General features: G+C 67.9%; 21 protein-coding genes and 1 tRNA gene. 14 read left to right on the top strand and 8 right to left on the bottom strand.

Annotated features, from left to right (window positions below; genetic code table 11):
• Window positions 1–30: 30 nt before the first annotated feature.
• The 7 genes from ACOCMH_RS23065 to ACOCMH_RS23035 form a co-directional block, all read right to left on the bottom strand.
• Window positions 31–771: an ABC transporter ATP-binding protein gene (locus ACOCMH_RS23065; RefSeq protein ID WP_427313175.1), complete on the bottom strand. Its 741-nt coding sequence runs from the start codon at window positions 769–771 to the stop codon at window positions 31–33.
• A complete protein-coding gene (locus ACOCMH_RS23060; RefSeq protein ID WP_427313174.1) occupies window positions 768–1,538 on the bottom strand; it encodes an ABC transporter ATP-binding protein in 771 nt (256 codons plus the stop codon). Before ACOCMH_RS23060 ends, ACOCMH_RS23065 begins: the two co-directional genes overlap by 4 nt.
• On the bottom strand, window positions 1,535–2,617 hold the full coding sequence (locus tag ACOCMH_RS23055) for a branched-chain amino acid ABC transporter permease (protein WP_427313173.1): 1,083 nt from the start codon (window positions 2,615–2,617) through the stop codon (window positions 1,535–1,537). The genes ACOCMH_RS23060 and ACOCMH_RS23055 overlap by 4 nt, the downstream gene beginning before the upstream one ends.
• A gap of 1 nt (window position 2,618) precedes the next feature.
• Entirely contained in the window at window positions 2,619–3,485 is an 867-nt protein-coding gene (locus ACOCMH_RS23050; RefSeq protein WP_171514701.1) for a branched-chain amino acid ABC transporter permease, read from the bottom strand.
• A gap of 254 nt (window positions 3,486–3,739) precedes the next feature.
• The gene (locus tag ACOCMH_RS23045) at window positions 3,740–4,945 is read right to left on the bottom strand and encodes an ABC transporter substrate-binding protein (RefSeq protein ID WP_427313172.1); all 1,206 of its coding nucleotides are present in this window, start codon (window positions 4,943–4,945) and stop codon (window positions 3,740–3,742) included.
• Between the two features lie 121 nt (window positions 4,946–5,066).
• Entirely contained in the window at window positions 5,067–5,882 is an 816-nt protein-coding gene (locus ACOCMH_RS23040) for an alpha/beta fold hydrolase (protein ID WP_427313171.1), read from the bottom strand.
• A gap of 41 nt (window positions 5,883–5,923) precedes the next feature.
• Complete coding sequence (locus ACOCMH_RS23035) at window positions 5,924–7,528, bottom strand: benzoate-CoA ligase family protein (RefSeq protein ID WP_427313170.1); 1,605 nt, start codon at window positions 7,526–7,528, stop codon at window positions 5,924–5,926.
• Window positions 7,529–7,796: 268 nt separating this feature from the next.
• Here ACOCMH_RS23035 and ACOCMH_RS23030 point away from each other — a divergent pair, with 268 nt between their 5' ends.
• The 14 genes from ACOCMH_RS23030 to ACOCMH_RS22965 all read left to right on the top strand — a co-directional run bounded on the left by ACOCMH_RS23030 (window position 7,797) and on the right by ACOCMH_RS22965 (window position 21,594).
• Complete coding sequence (locus tag ACOCMH_RS23030; RefSeq protein WP_427313169.1) at window positions 7,797–8,744, top strand: helix-turn-helix transcriptional regulator; 948 nt, start codon at window positions 7,797–7,799, stop codon at window positions 8,742–8,744.
• A 120-nt stretch (window positions 8,745–8,864) separates the two neighbouring features.
• The gene (boxC, locus tag ACOCMH_RS23025; protein ID WP_427313168.1) at window positions 8,865–10,562 is read left to right on the top strand and encodes a 2,3-epoxybenzoyl-CoA dihydrolase; all 1,698 of its coding nucleotides are present in this window, start codon (window positions 8,865–8,867) and stop codon (window positions 10,560–10,562) included.
• Window positions 10,563–10,593: 31 nt separating this feature from the next.
• A complete protein-coding gene (gene boxB, locus ACOCMH_RS23020; protein WP_427313167.1) occupies window positions 10,594–12,018 on the top strand; it encodes a benzoyl-CoA 2,3-epoxidase subunit BoxB in 1,425 nt (474 codons plus the stop codon).
• Between the two features lie 28 nt (window positions 12,019–12,046).
• Window positions 12,047–13,294: a benzoyl-CoA 2,3-epoxidase subunit BoxA gene (gene boxA / locus ACOCMH_RS23015; RefSeq protein ID WP_427313166.1), complete on the top strand. Its 1,248-nt coding sequence runs from the start codon at window positions 12,047–12,049 to the stop codon at window positions 13,292–13,294.
• Between the two features lie 112 nt (window positions 13,295–13,406).
• On the top strand, window positions 13,407–13,796 hold the full coding sequence (locus ACOCMH_RS23010; protein ID WP_018004354.1) for an MbcA/ParS/Xre antitoxin family protein: 390 nt from the start codon (window positions 13,407–13,409) through the stop codon (window positions 13,794–13,796).
• The gene (locus ACOCMH_RS23005) at window positions 13,756–14,508 is read left to right on the top strand and encodes an RES family NAD+ phosphorylase (protein WP_427313165.1); all 753 of its coding nucleotides are present in this window, start codon (window positions 13,756–13,758) and stop codon (window positions 14,506–14,508) included. Before ACOCMH_RS23010 ends, ACOCMH_RS23005 begins: the two co-directional genes overlap by 41 nt.
• Before the next feature lie 122 nt (window positions 14,509–14,630).
• Window positions 14,631–14,706, top strand: a tRNA-Met gene (locus ACOCMH_RS23000).
• 208 nt (window positions 14,707–14,914) lie between these two features.
• Window positions 14,915–15,499 carry an NUDIX hydrolase gene (locus ACOCMH_RS22995; protein ID WP_427313163.1) on the top strand — a complete coding sequence of 195 codons (585 nt, stop codon included), beginning with the start codon at window positions 14,915–14,917 and terminating at the stop codon, window positions 15,497–15,499.
• Between the two features lie 40 nt (window positions 15,500–15,539).
• Window positions 15,540–16,292 carry a leucyl/phenylalanyl-tRNA--protein transferase gene (gene aat, locus ACOCMH_RS22990; RefSeq protein ID WP_171514711.1) on the top strand — a complete coding sequence of 251 codons (753 nt, stop codon included), beginning with the start codon at window positions 15,540–15,542 and terminating at the stop codon, window positions 16,290–16,292.
• A gap of 83 nt (window positions 16,293–16,375) precedes the next feature.
• The gene (locus ACOCMH_RS22985) at window positions 16,376–17,173 is read left to right on the top strand and encodes an arginyltransferase (RefSeq protein ID WP_427313161.1); all 798 of its coding nucleotides are present in this window, start codon (window positions 16,376–16,378) and stop codon (window positions 17,171–17,173) included.
• A 104-nt stretch (window positions 17,174–17,277) separates the two neighbouring features.
• A complete protein-coding gene (locus ACOCMH_RS22980; protein ID WP_427313160.1) occupies window positions 17,278–18,312 on the top strand; it encodes a quinone-dependent dihydroorotate dehydrogenase in 1,035 nt (344 codons plus the stop codon).
• Window positions 18,313–18,748: 436 nt separating this feature from the next.
• Window positions 18,749–19,726: an ABC transporter substrate-binding protein gene (locus ACOCMH_RS22975; protein WP_427313159.1), complete on the top strand. Its 978-nt coding sequence runs from the start codon at window positions 18,749–18,751 to the stop codon at window positions 19,724–19,726.
• Window positions 19,727–19,901: 175 nt separating this feature from the next.
• Window positions 19,902–20,798, top strand: a complete 897-nt coding sequence (locus tag ACOCMH_RS22970; RefSeq protein WP_427313158.1) for an ABC transporter permease — start codon at window positions 19,902–19,904, stop codon at window positions 20,796–20,798.
• 1 nt (window position 20,799) lies between these two features.
• Window positions 20,800–21,594: an ABC transporter ATP-binding protein gene (locus tag ACOCMH_RS22965; protein WP_427313157.1), complete on the top strand. Its 795-nt coding sequence runs from the start codon at window positions 20,800–20,802 to the stop codon at window positions 21,592–21,594.
• Window positions 21,595–21,680: 86 nt separating this feature from the next.
• Here ACOCMH_RS22965 and ACOCMH_RS22960 read toward each other — a convergent pair whose 3' ends face one another.
• Window positions 21,681–22,679: a tripartite tricarboxylate transporter substrate binding protein gene (locus ACOCMH_RS22960; protein WP_427313156.1), complete on the bottom strand. Its 999-nt coding sequence runs from the start codon at window positions 22,677–22,679 to the stop codon at window positions 21,681–21,683.
• Between the last annotated feature and the right edge of the window lie 41 nt (window positions 22,680–22,720).

The raw sequence follows: 22,720 nt of genomic DNA, 5'->3' as shown, positions 1-22,720 counted from the left end.
TTAGTGATGTTTCGGCCACTTAAATACGGTTCAGACCCCCAGGTAGCGGTCCAGGGCCTCCGGCTTGCCGGCCAGGTCAGAAGCGGGGCCGGACAGCACCACCCGCCCTTTCTCCAGCACCACGGCGCGGTCGGCGTGGGCCAGCACCGAGCGGAAATTGCGGTCGACCACCACCGAGGCAATGCCGGTCCCGCGCACGGTGGCGATCACCGCCCAGATCTCGCGCACGATGCGTGGCGCCAGCCCTTCGGTGGCCTCGTCCAGCACCAGGCAGTCCGGATTGGTCATCAGCGCGCGGCCGATCGACAGCATCTGCTGCTCGCCGCCAGACAACTGCTGGCCGCCATGGGACAAGCGTTCCTTTAGGCGCGGGAACAGATCGAGCACGCGCGCCTCGTCCCAGTCGCTGCGGCCATTGCAGCCCTTGCGTGCGGCCATCAGCAGGTTTTCGCGCACCGACAGGCTGGGGAAGATGCCGCGGCCCTCGGGCACGTAGGCCACGCCCAGCCGCGCCACCTCGAACGGCTGTGCGCGCGAGACGTCGCGGCCGGCCACGCGGATCCGGCCCTGGCGCTGGCGCACGTGGCCCAGCAGCGTGCGCAACAGCGTGCTCTTGCCCATGCCGTTGCGCCCCAGCAGCCCGACCGTCTCGCCCGCGCCGACGGTGAAATCGATGTCGCGCAGCACGTGGCTCGAGCCATACCAGGCGTTGATGCCGACAGCCTCGATCATCGGCGTGGCCGGGGCCACCGCGGGGTTCGGCGGGTTCATGCGGCCTCGTCCTCTTCCTCGCCCAGGTAGGCGACCTGGACTTCATGGTTGGTGCGGATCGCCTGCGGGCTGCCGGTGGCGATCACGGCGCCGTTGACCATCACGGTGATGCGGTCGGCGACCGAGAACACCGCGTCCATGTCATGCTCCACCAGCAGGATGGCGTGGCCTTCGCGCAGCCCGCGCAGCAGCGCCAGCATCCGTGCCGATTCTTCCGCGCCCATGCCCGCCAGCGGCTCGTCCAGCAGCAGTGCGACCGGCTGCGTGGCCAGGCACATCGCCACCTCCAGCTGGCGCTTCTGCCCGTGCGCGAGCTCGCTGGCGCGCCGCTCCGCCAGGTGTTCCAGTCCGGCCCGTTCCATGGCCTCGTCGGCCAGCGTTGCGCTGGTGCGGCAGCCCTGGGCGCTTTCCCACAGGCGCCAGGCGCGCTGCGCGCGCGACTGCGCCGCCAGCCGGCAGTTCTCGCGCACTGTCAGCGGCAGGAAAATGTTGTTGCGCTGGTAGCTGCGCCCTACCCCATGGCGCGCCAGCCGCGGCTGCGACCAGCCGGTCACGTCCTCGCCCTTCAGGCGCAGCCGGCCGGAGGATGGCGGCAATTCGCCCGACAGCATATTGATCAGGGTCGACTTGCCCGCGCCGTTGGTGCCGATCACGGCGTGGATCTCATGCAGCGCCAGCGTCAGGTCGACACCCGCCACGGCGGTCAGCCCGCCGAAGCGCCGGGTCAGTTGCTGCGCCTCGAGGATGGGGGTGGCAGGCGTGTTCATGCGGCCTCCGTATGGCTGCGGCGTTCCGGGTTGCCCGCCGCTTCGTCCGTGCCGGGGCCGGCGTCGCCATTGCGGCGCCGCCGCCCGTGCCGCAGCACCGACGGCAGGCTGACCAGCCCGCGCGGCAGCAGCGCCACCGCGACAATGATGAAGCCGCCCATCAGCAGCTGCCAGTGCTTGGTCAGCGTGCTGAACCATTCGGCCAGCAGCACGAACGAAAACGCGCCCAGCACCGCGCCGGCCAGGCTGCCGACACCGCCCAGGATCACCATCAGCATGGCGTTGCCCGACTGGTGCCACGACGCGATCTCCGGATTGACGAAGCCGAACTGGATCGCATAGAGAAACCCGGCCAGCCCCGCCAGCAGTCCGCCCGCGACAAAGGCGCCCAGCTGGTAGCGGTAGGTGGCATAGCCGGCCGCGCGCATGCGCTGCTCGTTGTGGCGGATGCCGACCAGCGCGTGGCCGAAGCGCGAGCGCAGCACCAGCATCAGCACCGCCACGGTCGCCACCAGGCCCAGCCACACCAGCCAGTAGAAGTGCATGGGGTCGTTCACCGTCAGCAGGTGCTCGCCGGGCACGGGGAATTCCGGGCGGAAGTAGATATAGGTGCCGTCGCTGCCGCCCGCGACCTTGGTGTCATGGAACACGAAATACACCATCTGCGCGAACGCCAGCGTGACCATGATGAAATACACGCCGCGCGTGCGCAGCACCAGCGCGCCCACCACCAGCGCCAGCGCGGCCGATGCCGCCAGCGCGCCGGCCAGCAGGACCCAGCCGTTGCCAGGGCCGCTCTGCGGCGCGAGCATGGCGGTGGCGTAGGCGGCCATGGCGAAGTAAGCGGCATGGCCCAGGCTGACCAGCCCGGTGTAGCCGATCAGCAGCTGCAGCGACAGCGCGAAGATCGCCATGATCATCACCTTGCTGACCAGCTCGATATAGAACTTATGGCTGTCCGCGGTCAGCAGCAGCGGCAGCCCGGCCAGCACCGCAAAAGCCACCACCCAGCCCAGCGCGGTGGCGAGCGTGGCGTTGCGCGCAGCGTGCCGGCGCGCCGGCATTGTCGTCGGATTCATGTCATCCCGCCTTGAACAGCCCCTGCGGCTTCCACAGCAGGATCACCGCCATCAGCAGGTAGATCAGCACGCCGGCTGCCTCCTGCCAGAACACCTTGCCGAAGGTATCGACAAAACCCAGCAACAGCGACGCCACCAGCGCGCCCTTGACCGAACCGATGCCGCCGATCACGACCACCACGAAGCAGACGATCAGCACCTGCGCGCCCATGCCCGGATAGACCGACGACACCGGCGCGGCGATCATGCCGGCCAGCACCGCCAGCGCCACGCCGAGCGCAAACACAAAGCGGTACAGCACGGTGATATTGATGCCCAGCGACTGCACCATCTCGCGGTTGGTGGCGCCGGCGCGGATCATCATGCCCAGCCGGGTGCGGCGAATCACGTAATACATTGCCACCGCTACCGCCAGGCAGATGGCGGAGATGAACAGGCGGTACACCGGGTAGGTCATGTCGTTGCCGATCGGCAGCGCGCCGTCGAGCAGCGCCGGCACCTGCACGCCGTGCACGTCATCGCCGACCAGGATGCTGCGCAGTTCCTCGAACACCAGGATCAGGCCGTAGGTCATCAGCACCTGCTGCAGGTGGTCGCGCTCATACAGGTAGCTGAAGAACGCCCACTCCAGCACATAGCCGAACGCCACCGCCAGCACGATGCCCAGCGGAATGGCGATGAACAGGTTGCCGGTCAGGCCGGCCAGCGTGAAGGCCAGGTAGGCGCCCAGCATGTAGAAGCTGCCGTGGGCCAGGTTGATCACGCCCATGATGCCGAAGATCAGCGTGAGGCCGCTGGCGACCAGGAACAGCAGCAGGCCGTACTGGACGCTGTTCAGGCACTGGATGAGGAAGGAGACGATGTCCATGCGGGCACTTCTGCAGACTACGACAGGATGACGGTTTTGGGTGCGCCAAGGCCGCCGGAACTTGCCTTAGCAAGGTGTTCTCCCTTTCCCCGCATGGGGAGAGGGTCGGGGTGAGGGGTGGTTTAGCAAGGCGTCACACCAAACGGGGCCAATGGCTTTGCAACACCGACCTCAGCCATTGACCCGCGTGCCCTCACCCCCTGCCCCTCTCCCGCAAGCGGGAGAGGGGAGCCAACCCGCGGGTATTGAAACCTTTACAGCCTGCACCCGCGCGCCGGGTCAGCCAGCGCCTTCACCGCCACCGCGCTGACCTTGTTCTCGCGCCCGTCCACCTTGCGCAGGTAGAAATCCTGCACCGGGTTGTGCGCCTTGGACAGCGTGAATGCCCCGCGCGGGCTGTCGATCCTGGCGCCGCCCATGGCCTTGTAGAGGTCGGCCTTGCGCGTCATGTCGCCCTTCACCGCGGCTGCGCCGGCGGCAAGCAGCTGGGCGGCATCGTAGCCCTGCACCGCGTACACGTCGGGCTGCAGCTTGTAGGCCTTGGCGTAGTCCAGGCGGAAGTTCTTGTCGCGCGGGTTGGTCAGGCCGTCGGCATAATGCAGCGTGGTTTCCAGCCCCTGCGCGGCGTTGCCTTGTGCCTCGAGCGTGCCGTCGGTCAGGAAGCCGGATCCATACAGCGGGATCTTGTCCTTCAGCCCTGCCGCGGCCCAGTCCTTGACGAACTTGACCGCACCGCCGCCGGCAAAGAACACGAACACGGCATCGGGCTTGAGCGACGCCACTTCGGTGATCAGCGCCTGGAACTCGACATTGGGAAACGGCAGGCTCAGCTCTTTCACCACCTTGCCGCCCTTGGCCTCGAACGCTTCCTTGAAGCCCTTGACCGACTGCTCGCCGGCAGCGTATTTCCAGGTCAGCGTCACCACCTTCTTCAGGCCGCGCTCGCCCAGCACCTGCCCCATCGCATAGCCCGGCTGCCAGTTCGAGAACGAGGTGCGGAAGATGTTGGGCCCGCACAGCGGCCCGGTGGCCTCGTCGACGCCGGCATTGGGAATGATCAGCAGCGTGTTGTTTTCCTTGGCCACCTTGACGATGCCCATCTGCACGCCTGAATGCACCGTGCCGACCACCACGTCGACCTGGTCGCGCTTGACCAGCTTGGTGGCATTCTCCGGCGCCTTGGCCGGATCGGACTCATCGTCGACCTTGAAGTATTCGATCTCGCGCCCGCCCAGCCTGCCGCCCTGCTGCTGCACGTACATGCGGAAGCCATTCTCGATGGCGTTGCCCAGCGCGGCATAGGTGCCGGTGTACGGCAGCATGAAGCCGACCTTGATCTTGCCGCCGGCGGGCGCGCCGGCTGCGGGCGCCGCGGGCTGCGCGGCAGCGCCGGCCATGGCAAAGACGGTGGCGACGGCAAGGCAGGCAGGCGCAAGCCTGCGCGAGGGGAAGCGACGCATGGTGTCTCCTGGTGGTCAAGCCGGTTGGCTCGCTGGACCGTTGCCGGTCACCCCTGCCCTTGCCACGGACCGCCGGCGCATCCGGCACCGGGAACCCCTGCGCAATCGGCGGGAAGCCGAATTATTTTAGGTTTGAAGTATATGCGTTTATATGCCGAACCGCGGCCAGCGTCAACGGCTCTTTTTGATCGCGGTGGGGCGAATGTCCGCATCGCGCGAGTTTAAGCAAGGTGGTCTGGGGGGCATATCGATGGATACCCTCGATCTGCGCCATGGTGCCGTACTCGTCGTCCTCGCCCTGCACCGCCAGCACCGGGCACTGCAGCGCTGGCAGCAGCGGCCGCAGGTCCCAGCGGCGGAACTCCGGATCGAGCCAGATATCGTTCCAGCCCCAGAAGGCGGAATCGACATCCGCATGATGGCGCGCCAGCCGCTCGCGCAGGTCGGTCTCCAGGTAGGCCTGGCGCGTCGCCGCGATGCTGCGCACCGACAGGTCTTCGACCACGATATGCGGTGCCAGCACGGTGATGCCGGCCACCGCGCGCGGAAAGCTGGCGGCATGGATCAGCGCGATCGAAGCGCCATCGCTGTGGCCGAGCAGCCATGGCGTGCCGCGCGCGCGGCCGGGTCCGATCTCGAGCGCATCGAACAGCGCGGGCAGCGCCTCGCGCGCCTGCCGGTGCATGAAATCGGGGCGCCACTTCTCGTCGTGCGGCCGCGGCGTGGAGCGCCCATAGCCGTAACGGGAAAACACCAGCCCGCGGTAATCGCCGGCCTCGCAAAAAGCCTGCGGAAAGTCCCGCCACATGCTGACCGAACCCAGGCCCTCGTGCAGGAACACCACCAGCGGGCGCTGCGCGCGCTCAGCGCGCAGCCACTGGTACTCGATCTGGATATGGCGGTTGTCGAACGGTATCTCGACCAGGCTGCTGGGCATGGATAACTTGTCTGCTTGCATCGGTTCAGGGGAATTGCGCTTCAGGCGCGCGCGGCCTGCTCGCGCTGGCGCAGCCGGAAGCGCTGGATCTTGCCGGTGGCGGTCTTGGGCAACTCGGGCACGCATTCGATCTGGCGCGGATACTTGTACGGCGCCAGGCGCGACTTGATGAAAGCCTGCAGTTCTGCCGCCATGCCCTCGTGCCATTGCTGGCCGGGGCGCAGCACCACGAACGCCTTCGGCTTGACCAGTTCATCGGCATCGGTCACGCCGATCACCGCGGCTTCGAGCACGGCCGGGTGCTGTGCCAACGCGGCCTCGACCTCGAACGGCGAGACGTAGATGCCACCCACCTTCAGCATGTCATCGCTGCGGCCGGCGTAGGTGTAGTACCCGTCCGCATCGCGCAGGTACTTGTCGCCGCTGCGCGTCCACGCGCCGACAAAGGTCTCGCGGCTCTTGTCGCGGTTGCACCAGTACATCAGCGCGGCGCTGGGGCCCTTGATGTAAAGGTCGCCGATCTCGCCCTCCGCGCACGGCTCGCCTTGCTCGTCGAGCAGCTTGAGCTCATAGCCGGGGACCGGCACGCCGGTGGTGCCGTATCGCACCGCACCGGGCCGGTTCGACAGGAAGATATGCAGCATCTCGGTGGAGCCGATGCCGTCGAGGATGTCGCAGCCGAAATGCGCGCGGAAGCGTTCGCCGATATCGCGCGGCAGCGCCTCGCCGGCGGAGGTGCACACGCGCAGCGCCACCTCGGCGCGCGGCGGCAGGTCGGGCGCGGCCAGCATGCCGGCGAACAGCGTCGGCACGCCGCAGAACACCGTCGGCTTGCGCTCGCGCAGGCGCCTGAACACGGCGGCGGGCGTGGGCCGCTCGGCCATCAGCACGGTGGTGGCACCGACCGACATCGGGAAGGTCAGCGCATTGCCCAGCCCATAGGCGAAGAACAGCTTGGCGGCGGAGAACACTACGTCGTCCTCGCGGATGCCCAGCACTTGCCGCGCATAGAGGTCGGCGGTATGGAACAGGTTGGCATGGGTATGCACGGTCCCCTTGGGCCGGCCGGTGGAGCCGGACGAGTACAGCCAGAACGCCATGTCGTCGGGCCCTGTGCTGGCCGCGGGCACAGGCGTGCGCGTGCGCGCCAACATCGCGCCGACGCTGCACGACGGCGCGGCGTCCGCGTGCGGGGCCGCCTGGATCACGGTCGGGGACAGTCCGCTCTGGTCGATCGCGGCCCTCATCACCGGCAGCAGCGGCTCCGACACCACCACCGCGCGGGCGCCGCTGTGGCCCAGCATGTAGGCGTAGTCGTCAGCGGTCAGCAAGGTATTGACCGCCACCGGCACCACCCCCGCGAGCAGGCAGCCGAGGAACACGACCGGAAAATCGATGGTATCGAGCGCGCACACCAGCACCCGCTCTTCCTGGCGAAAACCTGCCGCCCGCAGTGCGCCGGCAAAGCGGCGGGCACGGTCGTCGAGCTCGGCGTAGGTCAGCGCAGCGGTGTCGTCGAGATAAGCGGTCTTGCCGCCACGGCCCGCCGCGAGATTGCGCGACAACAGGTCGTCGGCGGCGTTATAGCGTGACGGCAGCGCCGCAATGGCACTGGGGGTGCCGGCGGCGGGGTTCGGGGGCGTCATGTCTGCACTCCTTGGTGTCGCGCGCCGCGGCCCGCCGCTGGCCGGCAGGCACGCGCCGGCGCCAGGCCAGTCGCTGTTCTCGGTGCCGGCCGGGTTGCAGCCGGGATCCGCTTGTTGATGCATTTTATTTCACATCAACTATTATGCAACCAAGGGAATGCACTATAGGACAGGGTTGCCGGGGGGAGCCGCCTTCGGCACCACTTGGCCCACCGCGCTGACCGTATAATGCGCCCTTGTTTTTTGGCCGCACCAACCGACCGACACCATGCGCCGCGATTCCGCCCCGCTGCCTGCCACCAGCGCCGACGAGGCCGACACGCCTCCCGCGGCCGCTGCCAACGCTGAACGCGACCCCTACCTGACCCAGCTGGGCGAACGCATCCGTTCGCTGCGCGCCTCGCGCGGCATGTCGCGCAAGGACCTGGCGCGCGGCGCAGCGGTCTCCGAACGCTATCTTGCCAACCTCGAAACCGGCACCGGCAACGCCTCGGTGCTGCTGCTGCGGCAGGTGGCGCGCGCGCTGGACGTGCCGCTGCCGGTGGTGCTGGCCGAAGTGGACAGCCTCAACGGCCAGCAGGCGTCCGAGTTCGCGCAGATGGTGCAATGGCTGGCGCAGCTGCCGGCGGGGGACATGGCGCGCGTGCGCGAAGCCTGCCGCCATGCGCTGGCGCCGGCGGAATCCGGCGATGCGCGCCACCGCCGCATCGCGCTGATCGGCCTGCGCGGCGCCGGCAAATCGACGCTCGGACGCGCGCTCGCGGCCGTGCGCGACGTACCCTTCGTCGAACTGAATGCCGTGATCGAGCAGGAAGCGGGCGCCAGCCTGTCCGAGATCCACTCGCTGTACGGGCAGGCCGCCTATCGCCGCTATGAAATGCGCGCGCTGGAGCGGACCCTGCGCGAACATGACCGCGTGGTGCTGGCCACCCCTGGCAGCCTGGTATCGGAACCGGCCACCTTCAACCTGCTGCTGGCCCAGTGCTACACCATCTGGGTGCGCACCTCGCCGGAAGAACACATGGCGCGCGTGGTGGCCCAGGGCGACATGCGGCCGATGGAAGGCAACCGCGAGGCCATGGCCGACCTGCGCCGCATCCTGCAGGCGCGCGCGCCGCTGTATGACCGCGCCGACCTGTCGATCGACACCAGCGGCCAGGACGCCGCCACCTCGCTGCAGCAACTGCGCGCCCAGCTGCAGGCCGCCGGCGCCTGATGCCGCCCGCGCGGGCGGCCACGCCTGCCGGCCCGCTGACAAAGACGTTGCACCCGCCGTCTCCATGCACTATATTTCATCAAAAGCCGCAAGGCACTATAGTGCACTCAGGAGACAGCCATGTCCACGCCGGCAATCGCCCCGCAACGCCCCGGCCAGGCAGACGCCCCCGCGCCTGTCACGTTCGAGCGCCATCCGGACCAGTACCGCCACTGGAAGCTGAGTTTCAACGGCCCCGTCGCCACGCTGGCGATGGATGTCGATGAAGAAGGCGGCCTGCGCCCGGGCTATGCGCTGAAGCTCAATTCCTACGACCTCGGCGTCGACATCGAACTGCACGACGCGCTGCAGCGGATCCGCTTCGAGCACCCCGAGGTCCGCACCGTGGTGCTGACCAGCGCGCGCGAGCGCATCTTCTGCTCGGGCGCCAATATCTTCATGCTGGGGCAGTCCTCACATGCGTGGAAGGTCAACTTCTGCAAGTTCACCAACGAGACCCGCAATGCCATCGAGGACGCCAGCCGGCACTCGGGGCTGAAGTTCATCGCCGCCTGCAACGGCACCACCGCCGGCGGCGGCTATGAACTGGCGCTGGCGTGCGACGAGATCGTGCTGGTCGACGACCGCTCCTCCGCCGTAAGCCTGCCCGAGGTGCCGCTGCTGGGTGTGCTGCCGGGCACCGGCGGCCTCACGCGCGTGACCGACAAGCGCCATGTGCGCCGCGACCACGCCGATATCTTCTGCACCACCACCGAAGGCGTGCGCGGCCAGCGCGCCAAAGACTGGAAGCTGGTCGACGAGGTGGTCAAGCCGGCGCGCTTCGCCGAATACATCGCCGAGCGCGCCGCGGCGCTGGCGGCAGGCAGCGACCGCCCCCAGGGCCACCACGGCATCACGCTGACGCCGCTGTCGCGCGCCGTGGAGCCGGACGGCTATCGCTACGAGACCGTACGCGTGCATATCGATGCCGCCGCGCGCAAGGCCACGCTGACCGTGTTCGGGCCGGACAAGCACCAGCCCGCCGATCTTGCCGGCGTGGTCGCGGCGGGCGCGCAATGGTGGCCGCTGAAGATGGCGCGCGAACTCGACGACGCCATCCTGGCGCTGCGCACCAACCATCTCGACATCGGCATCTGGGTGCTGAAGACCGATGGCGACCCGGCCGCGGTGCTGGCGGCCGATGCCCTGCTGGACGCGCACGCCGGCCACTGGTTCGTGCGCGAGACCGTGGGCATGCTGCGCCGCACGCTGTCACGGTTGGACGTGTCTTCGCGCAGCCTGATCGCACTGATCGAGCCCGATTCCTGCTTTGCCGGCACGCTGCTGGAACTGGCGCTGGCCGCCGACCGCAGCTATATGCTGCACCTGCCCGACGCGCCCGACGACGCGCCGCGCGTGTTCGTTTCGGCGCTAAACTTCGGCCACTACCCGATGCCCAATGGGCAAACCCGGCTGAGCGCACGCTTCTACGGCGACGAAGCCGCGCTGGGCGCCGTGCGCGACCACATCGGCGCGCCACTGGACGCGCTCAGCGCCGACTCGCTCGGCCTGATCACCGCGGCCCCGGACGATATCGACTGGGAAGACGAGATCCGCATCGCGCTGGAAGAACGCGCCAGCCTGTCGCCCGATGCGCTGACCGGCATGGAAGCCAACCTGCGCTTCGGCGGCGCCGAGACCATGGAAACGCGCATCTTCGGCCGCCTGACCGCGTGGCAGAACTGGATCTTCCAGCGCCCCAACGCCGTCGGCGAGCACGGCGCGCTGAAGGTCTTCGGCAGCGGCAACAAGGCCCGCTTCGACTGGGACCGCGTCTAGACGCCCGGCCAGACCATACAGGAGACAGCCCGTGAGCATCGACTACAGCCAGAAGATCCCGAACAACGTCAACCTGTCCGACGACCGCGCGCTGCAGCGCGCGCTGGAACACTGGCAACCGGCGTTCCTCGACTGGTGGCGCGACATGGGGCCCGATGGCTCGCATAACTTCGATGTATACCTGCGCACCGCGGTGTCGGTCGATCCGTCGGGCTGGGCGCATTTCGACCATGTCAAGATGCCGGATTATCGCTGGGGCATCTTCCTGCAGCCGGCCGACCCCGAGCGCCGCATCCACTTCGGCGAGCACAAGGGCGAACCTGCCTGGCAGGAAGTACCGGGCGAGCACCGCGCCAACCTGCGCCGCATCATCGTGACGCAGGGCGATACCGAGCCGGCCTCGGTCGAGCAGCAGCGCCACCTCGGGCTGACCGCCCCAAGCCTGTACGACCTGCGCAACCTGTTCCAGGTCAACGTGGAAGAAGGCCGCCACCTGTGGGCCATGGTGTACCTGCTGCACCGCTATTTCGGCCGCGATGGCCGCGAGGAAGCCGAGGCGCTGCTGGAGCGCCGCTCGGGCGACCAGGACAACCCGCGCATCCTCGGCGCCTTCAACGAACGCACGCCGGACTGGCTGGCGTTCTTCATGTTCACCTACTTCACCGACCGCGACGGCAAGTTCCAGCTGTGCGCGCTGGCCGAGTCGGGCTTCGATCCGCTGGCGCGCACCACGCGCTTCATGCTGACCGAGGAAGCGCATCACATGTTCGTCGGCGAGTCGGGCGTATCGCGCGTGATCCAGCGCACTTGCGAGGTGATGCGCGAGCGCGGCATCGAAGACCCGGCCGAGGTGCGCGCCGCCGGCGTGATCGACCTGCCCACCATCCAGCGCTACCTGAACTTCCACTACAGCGTCACCATCGACCTGTTTGGCGCCGACCAGTCGTCGAACGCGGCCACCTTCTACAGCGCGGGCCTGAAGGGCCGCTTCGAGGAAGGCAAGCGCGCCGACGACCATGTGCTCAAGGGCGAGGTCTACCGCGTGCTGGAAGTGCGCGACGGCCATCTGGGCGAGCGCGAGGTGCCGATGCTCAACGCGCTCAATGAAGTGCTGCGCGACGACTACATCAAGGACAGCATGGGCGGCGTTGCGCGCTGGAACAAGGTCATCGAAAAGGCCGGCATCGCGTTCCGGCTGACCGTGCCGCACAAGGCCTTCAACCGCAAGATCGGCACGCTGGCCAATGTCCATGTCTCGCCCGCGGGCCAGCTGATATCGGCAGCCGAATGGCAGGCCAACCAACGCGACTGGCTGGCGACCGACGAAGACCGCGCCTTCGTCGCCTCGCTGATGGGCCGCGTCACCGAACCCGGCAAGTACGCCAACTGGATCGCCCCGCCGGCGGTGGGCATCAACCGCCAGCCGATGGATTTCGAGTACGTGCGCTTCAACTGAACCTGAACCTGAACCGAACCAGATTGCCATGGGCGCCCCCGACATCATCAAGCAGCACCTGATCGATCCGGAAATCTGCATTCGCTGCAATACCTGCGAAGACACCTGCCCGATCGACGCCATCACCCATGACGACCGCAACTACGTGGTCCGCGCCGACGTGTGCAACGGCTGCAATGCCTGCCTGTCGCCGTGTCCCACCGGCGCCATCGACAACTGGCGCACCATGCTGCGCGGCCAGGCCTACCCGATCGAGGCGCAGCTGCTGTGGGACGAACTGCCGGCCGAGGTGCCGTTGCCGGACCTGGACGCCCCCGATGAATCCGCGCCAGCCTCCGCCGGCAGCGCCCCCGCCGCCGGGGACAACGACGCCGCGATCCAGTCCGTGGAAACCAGCCGCCATACGTCACCGCGCGCGCCGTGGTCGGCCGCCCATCCCTATGTGAACCTGCATGGCGTGCGCGCGCCCGTGACGGCCACCGTGGCGGGGAACTACCGGCTCACCGCCGCGGATGCTTCCAGCGACATCCACCATATCGTGCTGGATCTCGGCACCCACTTCTTCCCGATCCTGGAAGGCCAGTCGATCGGCATCGTCCCGCCGGGCACGGATGCAGCGGGCAAGCCGCACTACATCCGCATGTATTCGGTGGCCAGCCCGCGCGACGGCGAGCGCCCGGGCTATAACAACCTCGCGCTGACGGTCAAGCGGGTCGAACAGGATCACGGCGGCAAGCCGGTGCGGGGCGTCGCTTCTAACTACCTGTGCGACCTGGCCAAGGGCGACACGGTGCAGGTGGTCGGCCCGTTCGGGTCGACCTTCCTGATGCCGAACCACGCCGAGGCCAGCGTGATGATGATCTGCACCGGCACGGGTTCGGCGCCGATGCGCGCCATGACCGAGCGCATGCGCCGCAACCTGGCGCACTTCAGCGGGCGCCGGCTGCTGTTCTTCGGCGCGCGCAATGCGGCTGAGCTGCCTTATTTCGGTCCGCTGCTGAAGCTGCCGCGGGATTTCCTGGATATCCACTTTGCCTTCTCGCGGGACCCGGGCACGCCGCGCCGCTATGTCCAGGACGCGATCCGCGCAGCCGCGGGCAGCGTCGCCGCGCTGCTGGGCGACGCCAACGGCCATGTCTATATCTGCGGGCTGAAAGGGATGGAGGAAGGCGTGCTGGCCGCATTTGAAACGGTCTGCGCCAGCGCCGGTCTTAACTGGAAGGCGCTGGAAACCACCATGAAGGCCGAAGGACGGCTGCATATCGAAACCTATTAGCCGCGTCCCGCGAAACTGGCGCGTGCCGCGTCATCGGCTAAATCTTTGGGCAGCTCCTTCCCTTCTGAAATTCATCGCCTATAATCTTTCTGAAGAAACAGGAGCATAGGCGATGCAATCGAGGCGGATTCCGGAAACCGATCCCGCCGGCGGCCCCGACCCCGGCACCACGCTGACCAAGGCGGTCATGCGCGCCGCCGGCTTCCTGGGCATCAGCCAGGCCATGGTGGCAAGCGTGCTGGGCATCAGCACGGCCTCGGTCTCGCGCATGGCGTCGGGCGGCTATGTGCTCGACGCACATCGCAAGGAGTGGGAGTTCGGCGTCTTGTTCGTGCGCCTGTTCCGCTCGCTCGACGCCATCCTGGGCCACGGCGACCAGGCCAGGCTATGGCTGACCCACGACAACCTCGCGCTCGGCGGCAAGCCGCTTGAGCTGATCCGCACAACCGAAGGCCTGGTCCGTGTCGTTCACTATCTGGACGCCACCCGCGGTCGCATCTGAGCGCCGGCAGTTCGCGCTCACGCTGTGGCGGGCGGTGGAAGCCCAGCATGTGGTCTCGACCATGCCGCTGGTCGACAGCCTTGAGGAGCAGGCGGTACTGGAAGCCGTGCTGGACGCAGGCAAGCCCGCCGTGCCCGTCGAGGCACGCCATCTGCACTACCTGCTGTTCACCCCGTTCCGCTACCCGCCCTCGCCCTGGGGCTCGCGCTTCCGCGCCAGCCAGGACCCGGGCGTGTTCTATGGTGCCAACGAGATCCGCACCGCCTGTGCCGAGCTCGGCTACTGGCGCTGGCGCTTCCTTAACGACAGCCCGGCCCTGCCCCGCATCGACGCACGCGCCCAGACGCTGTTCGAAGTGCGTGTCGAGACCTCTGGCGTGGCGCTGGACCAGCCGCCGTTCGACCGGGACCGCGCCGCCTGGACCGACCCCGATCACCACGAGCCCTGCCAGGCCTTCGGCCGCATCGCGCGCGAAGCTGGCCTCGGCATGATCCGCTACACCTCGGTGCGCGATCCGCAGCACGGGCCCTGCGGGGCGGTGCTGACGCCGCGCGCGTTCTCGCACCCGACCCCGCTTGCCACCACCACTTGGATGCTGACCGTGCGCCGCGACCGCGTCATCTGGCAACGCGACGACCTGCAGCAGCGCGACAGCTTCGAATTCGAGGCGGCGCTGTGGCAGCGCACAAGCGATACCCCCGAAACCATCTGAACCTCCACCCCACCGCGACGATCTAATCGTTATGGCACGCGGCAATACGCATCACTGTCAGGTTTTGTTAAACAGGTGTTGCATTGCGCAAGTGGATGCCATATAATCTTTTCTTCGACGGACGCGGGGTGGAGCAGTTGGCAGCTCGTCGGGCTCATAACCCGAAGGTCGCAGGTTCAAGTCCTGCCCCCGCAACCAACCGCACAGATGACTGTGTGTGACGCCGTCAAAGCAGACAAACCCGCCATCGGCGGGTTTTTTGTTTTATGCCGCCTTGCTTTTTGCCGCCCCTGCGTCGCGGCACCGCCCGCTGCGGCATTCAGCCCATGGTGCACCACCACTCCAACGGCCGGCCGGTGCGCTGCGCGAGGGTGATACACTTTCGCCATTCTCCCGGACGCCCCTCATGAAATTCTGCTCGAACTGTGGTCATGCGGTCGTGTTGCGCGTGCCTGACGGCGACAACCGCCCGCGCAGTATTTGCGACAACTGCGGCACCATCCACTACGTCAATCCCCGCAACGTTGTCGGCGCGATCCCGGTCTGGGAAGACAAGATCCTGCTGTGCAAGCGCGCGATCGAGCCCCGCTACGGCTTCTGGACCCTGCCCGCAGGCTTCATGGAAATCGGCGAGACCACCGCCCAGGCGGCTTCGCGCGAAACGCTGGAAGAAGCCGGCGCGCGCGTGCAGGTCGGCGAACTGTTCTCGATCCTGAACGTGCCGCATGTGCACCAGGTGCACTTGTTCTACCTCGCCACGCTGGACGACCTCGACATTGCGCCCGGCGAGGAAAGCCTGGAAGTCAAGCTGGTGGAAGAAGCCGATGTGCCCTGGGATGAACTGGCCTTCCCCACCGTGATCCATACCCTGCGCTGCTTCTTTGCCGACCGCGCCGCCGGCCGGCTGCAGGATGGCAGCTTCCGGCTGCACAGCCTGGACATCGACAAGCCCATGCGCCCGCTGACCAGCCGGGCCACGGTCACCCCCTGAGCGGCGGGCCTGCCGCGCACCGCCCTCCGGCGCAGCCCGCATGATTGCCTGGCTGGACCCGCAAGATCCGTTTCCCCCGGTCGAGCACGCGCTCGGGCCTGATTCCGAGGCCCCCGGGCTGCTTGCCGCCAGCCGCGAGCTGTCGCCGCAGCGGCTGCTGCTGGCGTATCGCCAGGGCATCTTCCCGTGGTATTCGAGCGGCCAGCCGGTGCTGTGGTGGAGCACCGATCCGCGCATGGTGCTTCCGCCGCCGGCGCTGCGCGTCTCGGCCAACCTGCGCAAGACGCTGCGGCGCGTGCTGCGCGATGCCGACTGGGAAATCCGCGTCGACTACGATTTCCGGGCCGTGATGCGCGCCTGTGCCACCACGCCGCGCGAGGGCCAGGACGGCACCTGGATCACCGATGCCATCATTGCCGCGTACGGCACGCTGCACCGCAACGGCCTGGCCCACTCGGTCGAAAGCTGGTACCGCGGCGAGCGCGTCGGCGGCCTGTATGGCGTGGCGCTGGGGCGGATGTTCTTTGGCGAATCGATGTTTGCGCACCGCACCGACGCGTCCAAGATCGCGCTGGCGGCGCTGTGCGCGTTCCTCGGCAACCACGGCGTGGCGATGATAGACTGCCAGCAGGAAACCGACCACCTGGCCTCGCTGGGTGCGCGCCCCATCCCCCGCGCCGAATTCGTGGCCCATGTGCGCGCGGCAACGGCACAGCCGGCGATCAGTCCGTGGCGGTTCGACAAATCGGTGCTGGAGCGCTGGGCCGGGACCCCAGCCGCGCCGGCAGGCTGAATCCCGGCACGGGGTGCCCACGCTGACGCTTTGCAAAGCCCCCTCCCGTGCCACCGCGCCGTCCCGCCGGAGCCCCCTGAGTCATGAGCAAGCTGAAGGAACTACCGCTGTCCGCGCTGCAGTTCTATGCCACGGCGCCCTACGCTTGCAGCTATCTCGACGGCCGCATGGCGCGCTCCCAGGTGGCCACGCCGGCGCACCTGATCAACGCCGATGTCTATTCGCGGCTGGTGCGCGCGGGCTTCCGCCGCAGCGGCATCTTCACCTACCGCCCCTATTGCGACGATTGCCACGCCTGCACGCCGTGCCGCGTGCTGGTCGACCAGTTCGTGCCGGACCGCTCGCAGCGCCGCGCGTGGAACCGCCACCAGCACCTGCAGGCGCTGGTGGCGCCGCTGACCTATGTCGAAGAGCACTATTCCCTGTACCTGCTGTACCAGTCGATGCGCCACGCCGGCGGCGGCATGGACCAGGACAGCCGCGACCAGTATGAGCAGTTCCTGCTGCAGAGCCGCGTCAACTCGCGCCTGGTGGAATTCCGCGATCCGCCCGGCTCGGCCGAGGCCGGGCGCTTGCGCATGGTCAGCATGATCGACGTGCTCGACGACGGGCTGTCGTCGGTCTACACCTTCTACGACCCGCTCGAGCACAACGCCAGCTACGGCACCTACAACATCCTGTGGCAAATCCGCCAGACCCATGCGCTGGGCCTGCCGCACCTCTACCTGGGCTACTGGATCGCCGACAGCCGCAAGATGGCGTACAAGGCGCGCTTCCGGCCGCTGCAGGTACTGACCGGCAACCACTGGCACGCATTCGAAGACCTGGCCGCGGAAGCGGCGGACGACGCCACGCCGGCGCCGCCGGCCACGCCAGCGTAGCCTGCCAGGCCACGGGCGGGCGCCTCCGCCCTGGCAAGCCGGCCAGCCGCTACAATGCCGCCCTGGTCCCGACTTCCGCGCCGCCCCGCCGGCCGCCTTCCCACGTGCTCAACGCGCTCTACCCCCTGTTTCGCCCCGCCCTGTTCTCGATGGATGCCGAGGACGCCCACCATTTCACGCTGAACAACCTGCTGCGCGCCCACCGCATGGGACTGGGCGGCTGCATCGGCAACCGCATCGCCGAGGATCCGCGCACGGTCATGGGGGTGCGCTTTCCCAACCCGGTCGGCCTGGCCGCGGGGCTGGACAAGGACGGCGCCTATATCGACGGCCTGGCCGCGCTGGGCTTCGGCTTTATCGAGGTGGGCACGGTCACGCCGCGCGCGCAGCCGGGCAACCCGCGCCCGCGCATGTTCCGGCTGCCGCAGGCGGACGCGCTGATCAACCGCATGGGCTTCAACAACGGCGGCGTCGATGCCTTTGTCGCCAATGTGCAGGCGTCGCGCTGGAAGGCCGAGGGCGGCGTGCTCGGGCTGAACATCGGCAAGAACGCCGATACCCCGATCGAGCGCGCCAACGATGACTACCGGTACTGCCTGGAGCGGGTCTATCCGCACGCCAGCTACGTGACGGTGAATATCTCGTCGCCCAACACCAAGAATCTGCGCCAGCTGCAAGGCGCGAGCGAGCTCGACAGCCTGCTGTCGTCGCTGAAGGACGCGCAGCAGCGCCTGGCCGACCAGCACAAGCGCTACGTGCCGCTGGCGCTGAAGATCGCGCCGGACCTCGACGCCGACCAGATCGGCAATATCGGCGACGCGCTGGTGCGCCACAAGATCGACGGCGTGATCGCCACCAACACCACCATCTCGCGCGAGGCGGTCAAGGGCCTGCCGCATGCCGAGGAAGCCGGCGGCCTGTCTGGGCGCCCGGTGTTTGAAGCCTCGACCCGCGTGGTGCGCGCGCTGCATGGCGTGGTCGGCGACGCGGTGCCGATCATCGGCGTGGGCGGCATCTTCGGCGGTGCCGACGCGCGTGCCAAGACCGACGCCGGGGCCAAGCTGGTGCAGGTCTACAGCGGCCTGATCTATCGCGGCCCGGCGCTGGTGCGCGAGTGCGCCGCGGCGCTGCGCGGCTGAGCCCGCCGGGTCGCCACAGGGCCTGGCTCCCGCCAGGCGACGCCCCGCCCGCAAGCCGGCCGGCTTGAGGAAAACCTCGACGCCCCGGGAACGCGCAATTGCATGAAGATGCGGCCACCGCAATCGGGGTATTCCACAAGCAAATCCCGCATCCCGCGCAATAAAATGCGCCCCGATGGCGGATAGCGGCCGTCTGACAGCATCGGATGCCCCACTTCCGCATGATGACTGTCCATTTCGTGCGCGGGAAGTGGTATCCTCGCAGGCTTATCGCTGTCGCATCCGACGCGTCCGCGCCCGCTCCCTCCCGCCGCAGGAAGCCGCCGCGCCCGCCCGGACCGGCACTGTGCGCCAGCCGGCGCGCGCGCCAGGACGGCGGACCGAACCATCCGCGGCCGTATCCAATCCAGAACCGAGTTTCGGGGGAGCACAAATAATGAAGTCCATCAAGGGTCTCGCAGCAACCAAGTCCATCCTGGGCGGCGCCGTGGCGCTGGCATTGCTGTACGGCGGCGCCGTGCAGGCCCAGACCGTCAAGGTGCTGTCGATCGTCGACCATCCCGCGCTGGACGCCATCCGTGACGGCGTGCGCGCCGAACTGAAGGCGGCCGGCTTTGACGCCGACAAGAGCCTGAAGTGGGAATACCAGAGCGCGCAGGGCAACACCGGCACCGCGGCGCAGATCGCCCGCAAGTTCGTCGGCGACAACCCCAACGCCATCGTCGCCATCGCCACGCCGTCGGCGCAGGCCGTGGTCGCCGCCACCAAGACCGTGCCGGTGGTGTACTCCGGCGTGACCGATCCGGTTGCCGCGCAGCTGGTCAAGAGCTGGTCGGCGTCGGGCACCAACGTGACCGGCGTGTCGGACAAGCTGCCGCTGGACAAGCAGGTCGCGCTGATCAAGCGCGTGGTGCCCAAGGCCAAGACCGTGGGCATGGTCTACAACCCGGGCGAGGCCAACTCGGTGGTGGTGGTCAAGGAACTGACCGCGCTGCTGGCCAAGGAAGGCCTGACGCTCAAGGAAGCCGCCGCGCCGCGCACCGTGGACATCGGCCCGGCCGCCAAGAGCCTGGTCGGCAAGGTCGACGTGATCTATACCAACACCGACAACAACGTGGTGTCGGCGTACGAGGCCCTGGTCAAGGTCGCCAACGAATCGAAGATCCCGCTGGTCGCGGCCGACACCGACAGCGTCAAGCGCGGCGCCGTCGCGGCACTGGGCGTCAACTACGGCGATCTGGGCCACCAGACCGGCAAGGTGGTGGTGCGCATCCTGAAGGGCGAGAAGCCGGGCGCGATCGCCTCGCAGACCAGCGACAACCTGGAACTGTTCGTCAACACCGGCGCGGCCGCCAAGCAAGGCGTCACGCTGTCGCCGGAGCTGGTTAAGGAAGCCAAGACCGTCATCAAGTAAGCCCAGACCAGCACTGCCCCCTGCCGTCGCGAGACGGCGGGTGTCCGATCGGGCCTATCCGGCCCGACGGGACAGAACAGGGCGAGGCGGCCGGCAGCCCCACACGGGCGTGCCGGCCCACCCGCCCCGAAGGCGGCGCCAAGGCAGCCGCCAGCCCCTGCAACAGGATTCCCCCATGTCCCTCTTTTCTCTTCTGGGCGCCCTGGAGATCGGCCTGATCTTCAGCCTGGTGGCGCTCGGGGTGCTGATCTCCTTCCGCATCCTCAACTTTCCCGACCTGACCGTTGATGGCAGCTTTCCGCTGGGCGGCGCCGTCGCCGCGACGCTGATCGCCGCCGGCCAGGACCCGTTCGTGGCCACTGCCGTGGCGATCGCAGCCGGCGCGCTGGCGGGCTTCATCACCGGCTGGCTCAATGTGCGCCTGAAGATCATGGATCTGCTCGCCAGTATCCTGATGATGATTGCGCTGTACTCGATCAACCTGCGCATCATGGGCCGGCCCAACGTGCCGCTGATCACCGAGCCCACGCTGTTCACCGTGCTGCAGCCGGAATGGCTGCCCGACTACGTGCTGCGCCCGCTGGTGCTGTTCGTGGTGGTGGTGGTCGCCAAGGTGGGACTGGACTGGTTCTTCAGCTCACAGCTGGGCCTGGCGATGCGCGCCACCGGCGCCAACCCGCGCATGGCCCGCTCGCAAGGCATCCCCACCGGCCGCGCCACGCTGGCCGGCATGGCGCTGTCCAATGCACTGGTGGCACTGGCCGGCGCGCTGTTCGCGCAGACCCAGGGCGGCGCCGATATCTCGATGGGCATCGGCACCATCGTGATCGGGCTGGCCGCGGTGATCATCGGCGAAACCATCCTGCCGGCACGCCGGCTGATTTGGACCACGCTGGCCGTGGTGCTGGGCGCCATCCTGTACCGCTTCTTTATCGCACTGGCGCTGAACAGCGACTTCATCGGCCTCAAGGCGCAGGACCTGAATCTGGTCACCGCCGCGCTGGTGACGATCGCGCTGGTGCTGCCGGCGACGCGCAAGAAGCTGTTCGCCCGCAAGAACGGAGGTGCCTGAGATGCTGCGCGCACAAGACCTGAAGCTCACCTTCAACCCGGGCACCCCGATCGAGACCCGCGCGCTGCGCGGCCTCAGCCTGGACATCCCGAGCGGCCAGTTCGTCGCCGTGATCGGCTCCAACGGCGCCGGCAAGTCGACCTTCCTGAATGCGATCAGCGGCGACCAGATGGTCGACGCGGGACGCATCACCATCGATGACACCGACGTCACGCGCCAGCCGGCCTGGGACCGCGCCCACCTGGTGGCACGCGTGTTCCAGGACCCCATGGCCGGCACCTGCGAAGCGCTGACGATCGAGGAAAACATGGCCCTGGCGATGGCCCGCGGCAGCCGCCGCGGCTTCCGTCCGGCGCTGAACCGCGCATCGCGTGAGCTGTTCCGCGAGAAGCTGCGCCTGCTCAACCTGGGCCTGGAAAACCGCCTGACCGACCGCATCGGCCTGCTCTCCGGCGGCCAGCGCCAGGCCGTGAGCCTGCTGATGGCCTCGCTGCAGCCGTCGCGCATCCTGCTGCTGGACGAGCACACCGCCGCGCTGGATCCGAAGACCGCCGCGTTCGTGCTGGAACTGACCGCGCGCATCGTCGAGGAAAGCAAGCTGACCACGATGATGGTGACGCACAGCATGCGTCAGGCGCTCGACTACGGCCAGCGCACGGTGATGCTGCACCAGGGGCAGGTGGTGCTGGATGTCTCGGGCGACCAGCGCAAGGGCCTGGACGTGCCGGACTTGCTCAAGATGTTCGAGCAGACGCGGCATGAGCAGCTGGATGATGATGCGTTGTTGCTGGGCTGAGATCCGTGGCGTAAAAAAATGGGGAGCTTCGGCTCCCCGTTTTTTTTGCTCATTGGCGCTTGAGCGCGCCCTGTGTTTGCAAGCGACTAGTCGATCGTGATGCGCCGCTGCTTGATCACTCCCGCCCACCGCACACTCTCCTTCTGGATGGCCGCGGACAGCTGCTGCGGCGAGCCACCCGCCGCATCCATTCCCAGCGTCGCCAGCTTCTCCTTCAGCGCGGCATCGGCCAGCACCGCGGCGGCATGCTGGCTGAGCTTGCGCACGATCTCCGGCGGCGTCCCTGCCGGCGCCATCAACGCATACCACGAAACCGCCTCGAACTTCGGGAAGCCCTGCTCTGCAATCGTCGGCACCTCGGGCAGCACCGTCGAGCGTTTGGCGCTGGCCACGCCGAGGGCACGCAGCTTGCCTGCCCGGATATAGGGCAGCGCCGCCGACAGTTGCGCGAACATCATCGTCACTTGCCCGCCGACCACATCGGTCATGGCCGGGCTCACGCCCTTGTACGGCACGTGGTTCAGCCTGACGTTGGCATCGAGCTGCAGCAGTTCGCCAGCCAGGTGCGCCTGGCTGCCGGCGCCGGGTGAGGCGAAGCTCAGCTCGCCGGGCTTCTGCGCGGCCAGCTTGAGCAGTTCCGCCAGCGACCGCGCCGGCGTGGCCGCATTGACCACCAGCACGTTTTCAGCGGTGGCAAGCATCGCCACCGGCGCCAGGTCAGACTGCTTGTAGGGCAGGTTCGGCATCAGCGTCGGATTTACCGCGATATTGCCGACCGGCACCAGCGCAATGGTGTAGCCGTCCGACGCTGCCTTGGCCACCATGTCGACACCGATGGTGCCGGCGGCGCCGGCCTTGTTCTCGACCAGCACGCTCTGGCCGGTGGCCCTGGCGATGCCCTCCCCGACCGCACGCGCCAGCACGTCGGCCGGGCCGCCGGCGGCAAACGGCACGATCAGGTGTACCGGCTTGGCGGGATAGGCTGGCGGCTGGGCATGTGCCGAGGGCGCATGGAGCCATGTCGCGCAAGCTGCCGCACAGGCGAACAGGCAATGCACGGCAAGGCGCCGGATATCAGGATTCACGACAGGCTTTACAGCGGCAGTTGCAGCGGATTTCATGACGG

This window comes from Cupriavidus sp. H39, assembly GCF_050271075.1.
Lineage (GTDB): Bacteria > Pseudomonadota > Gammaproteobacteria > Burkholderiales > Burkholderiaceae > Cupriavidus > Cupriavidus necator_B.
Note: the sequence above shows the minus strand (reverse complement) of the source record. Positions and strands in the feature narration are given on the sequence as shown.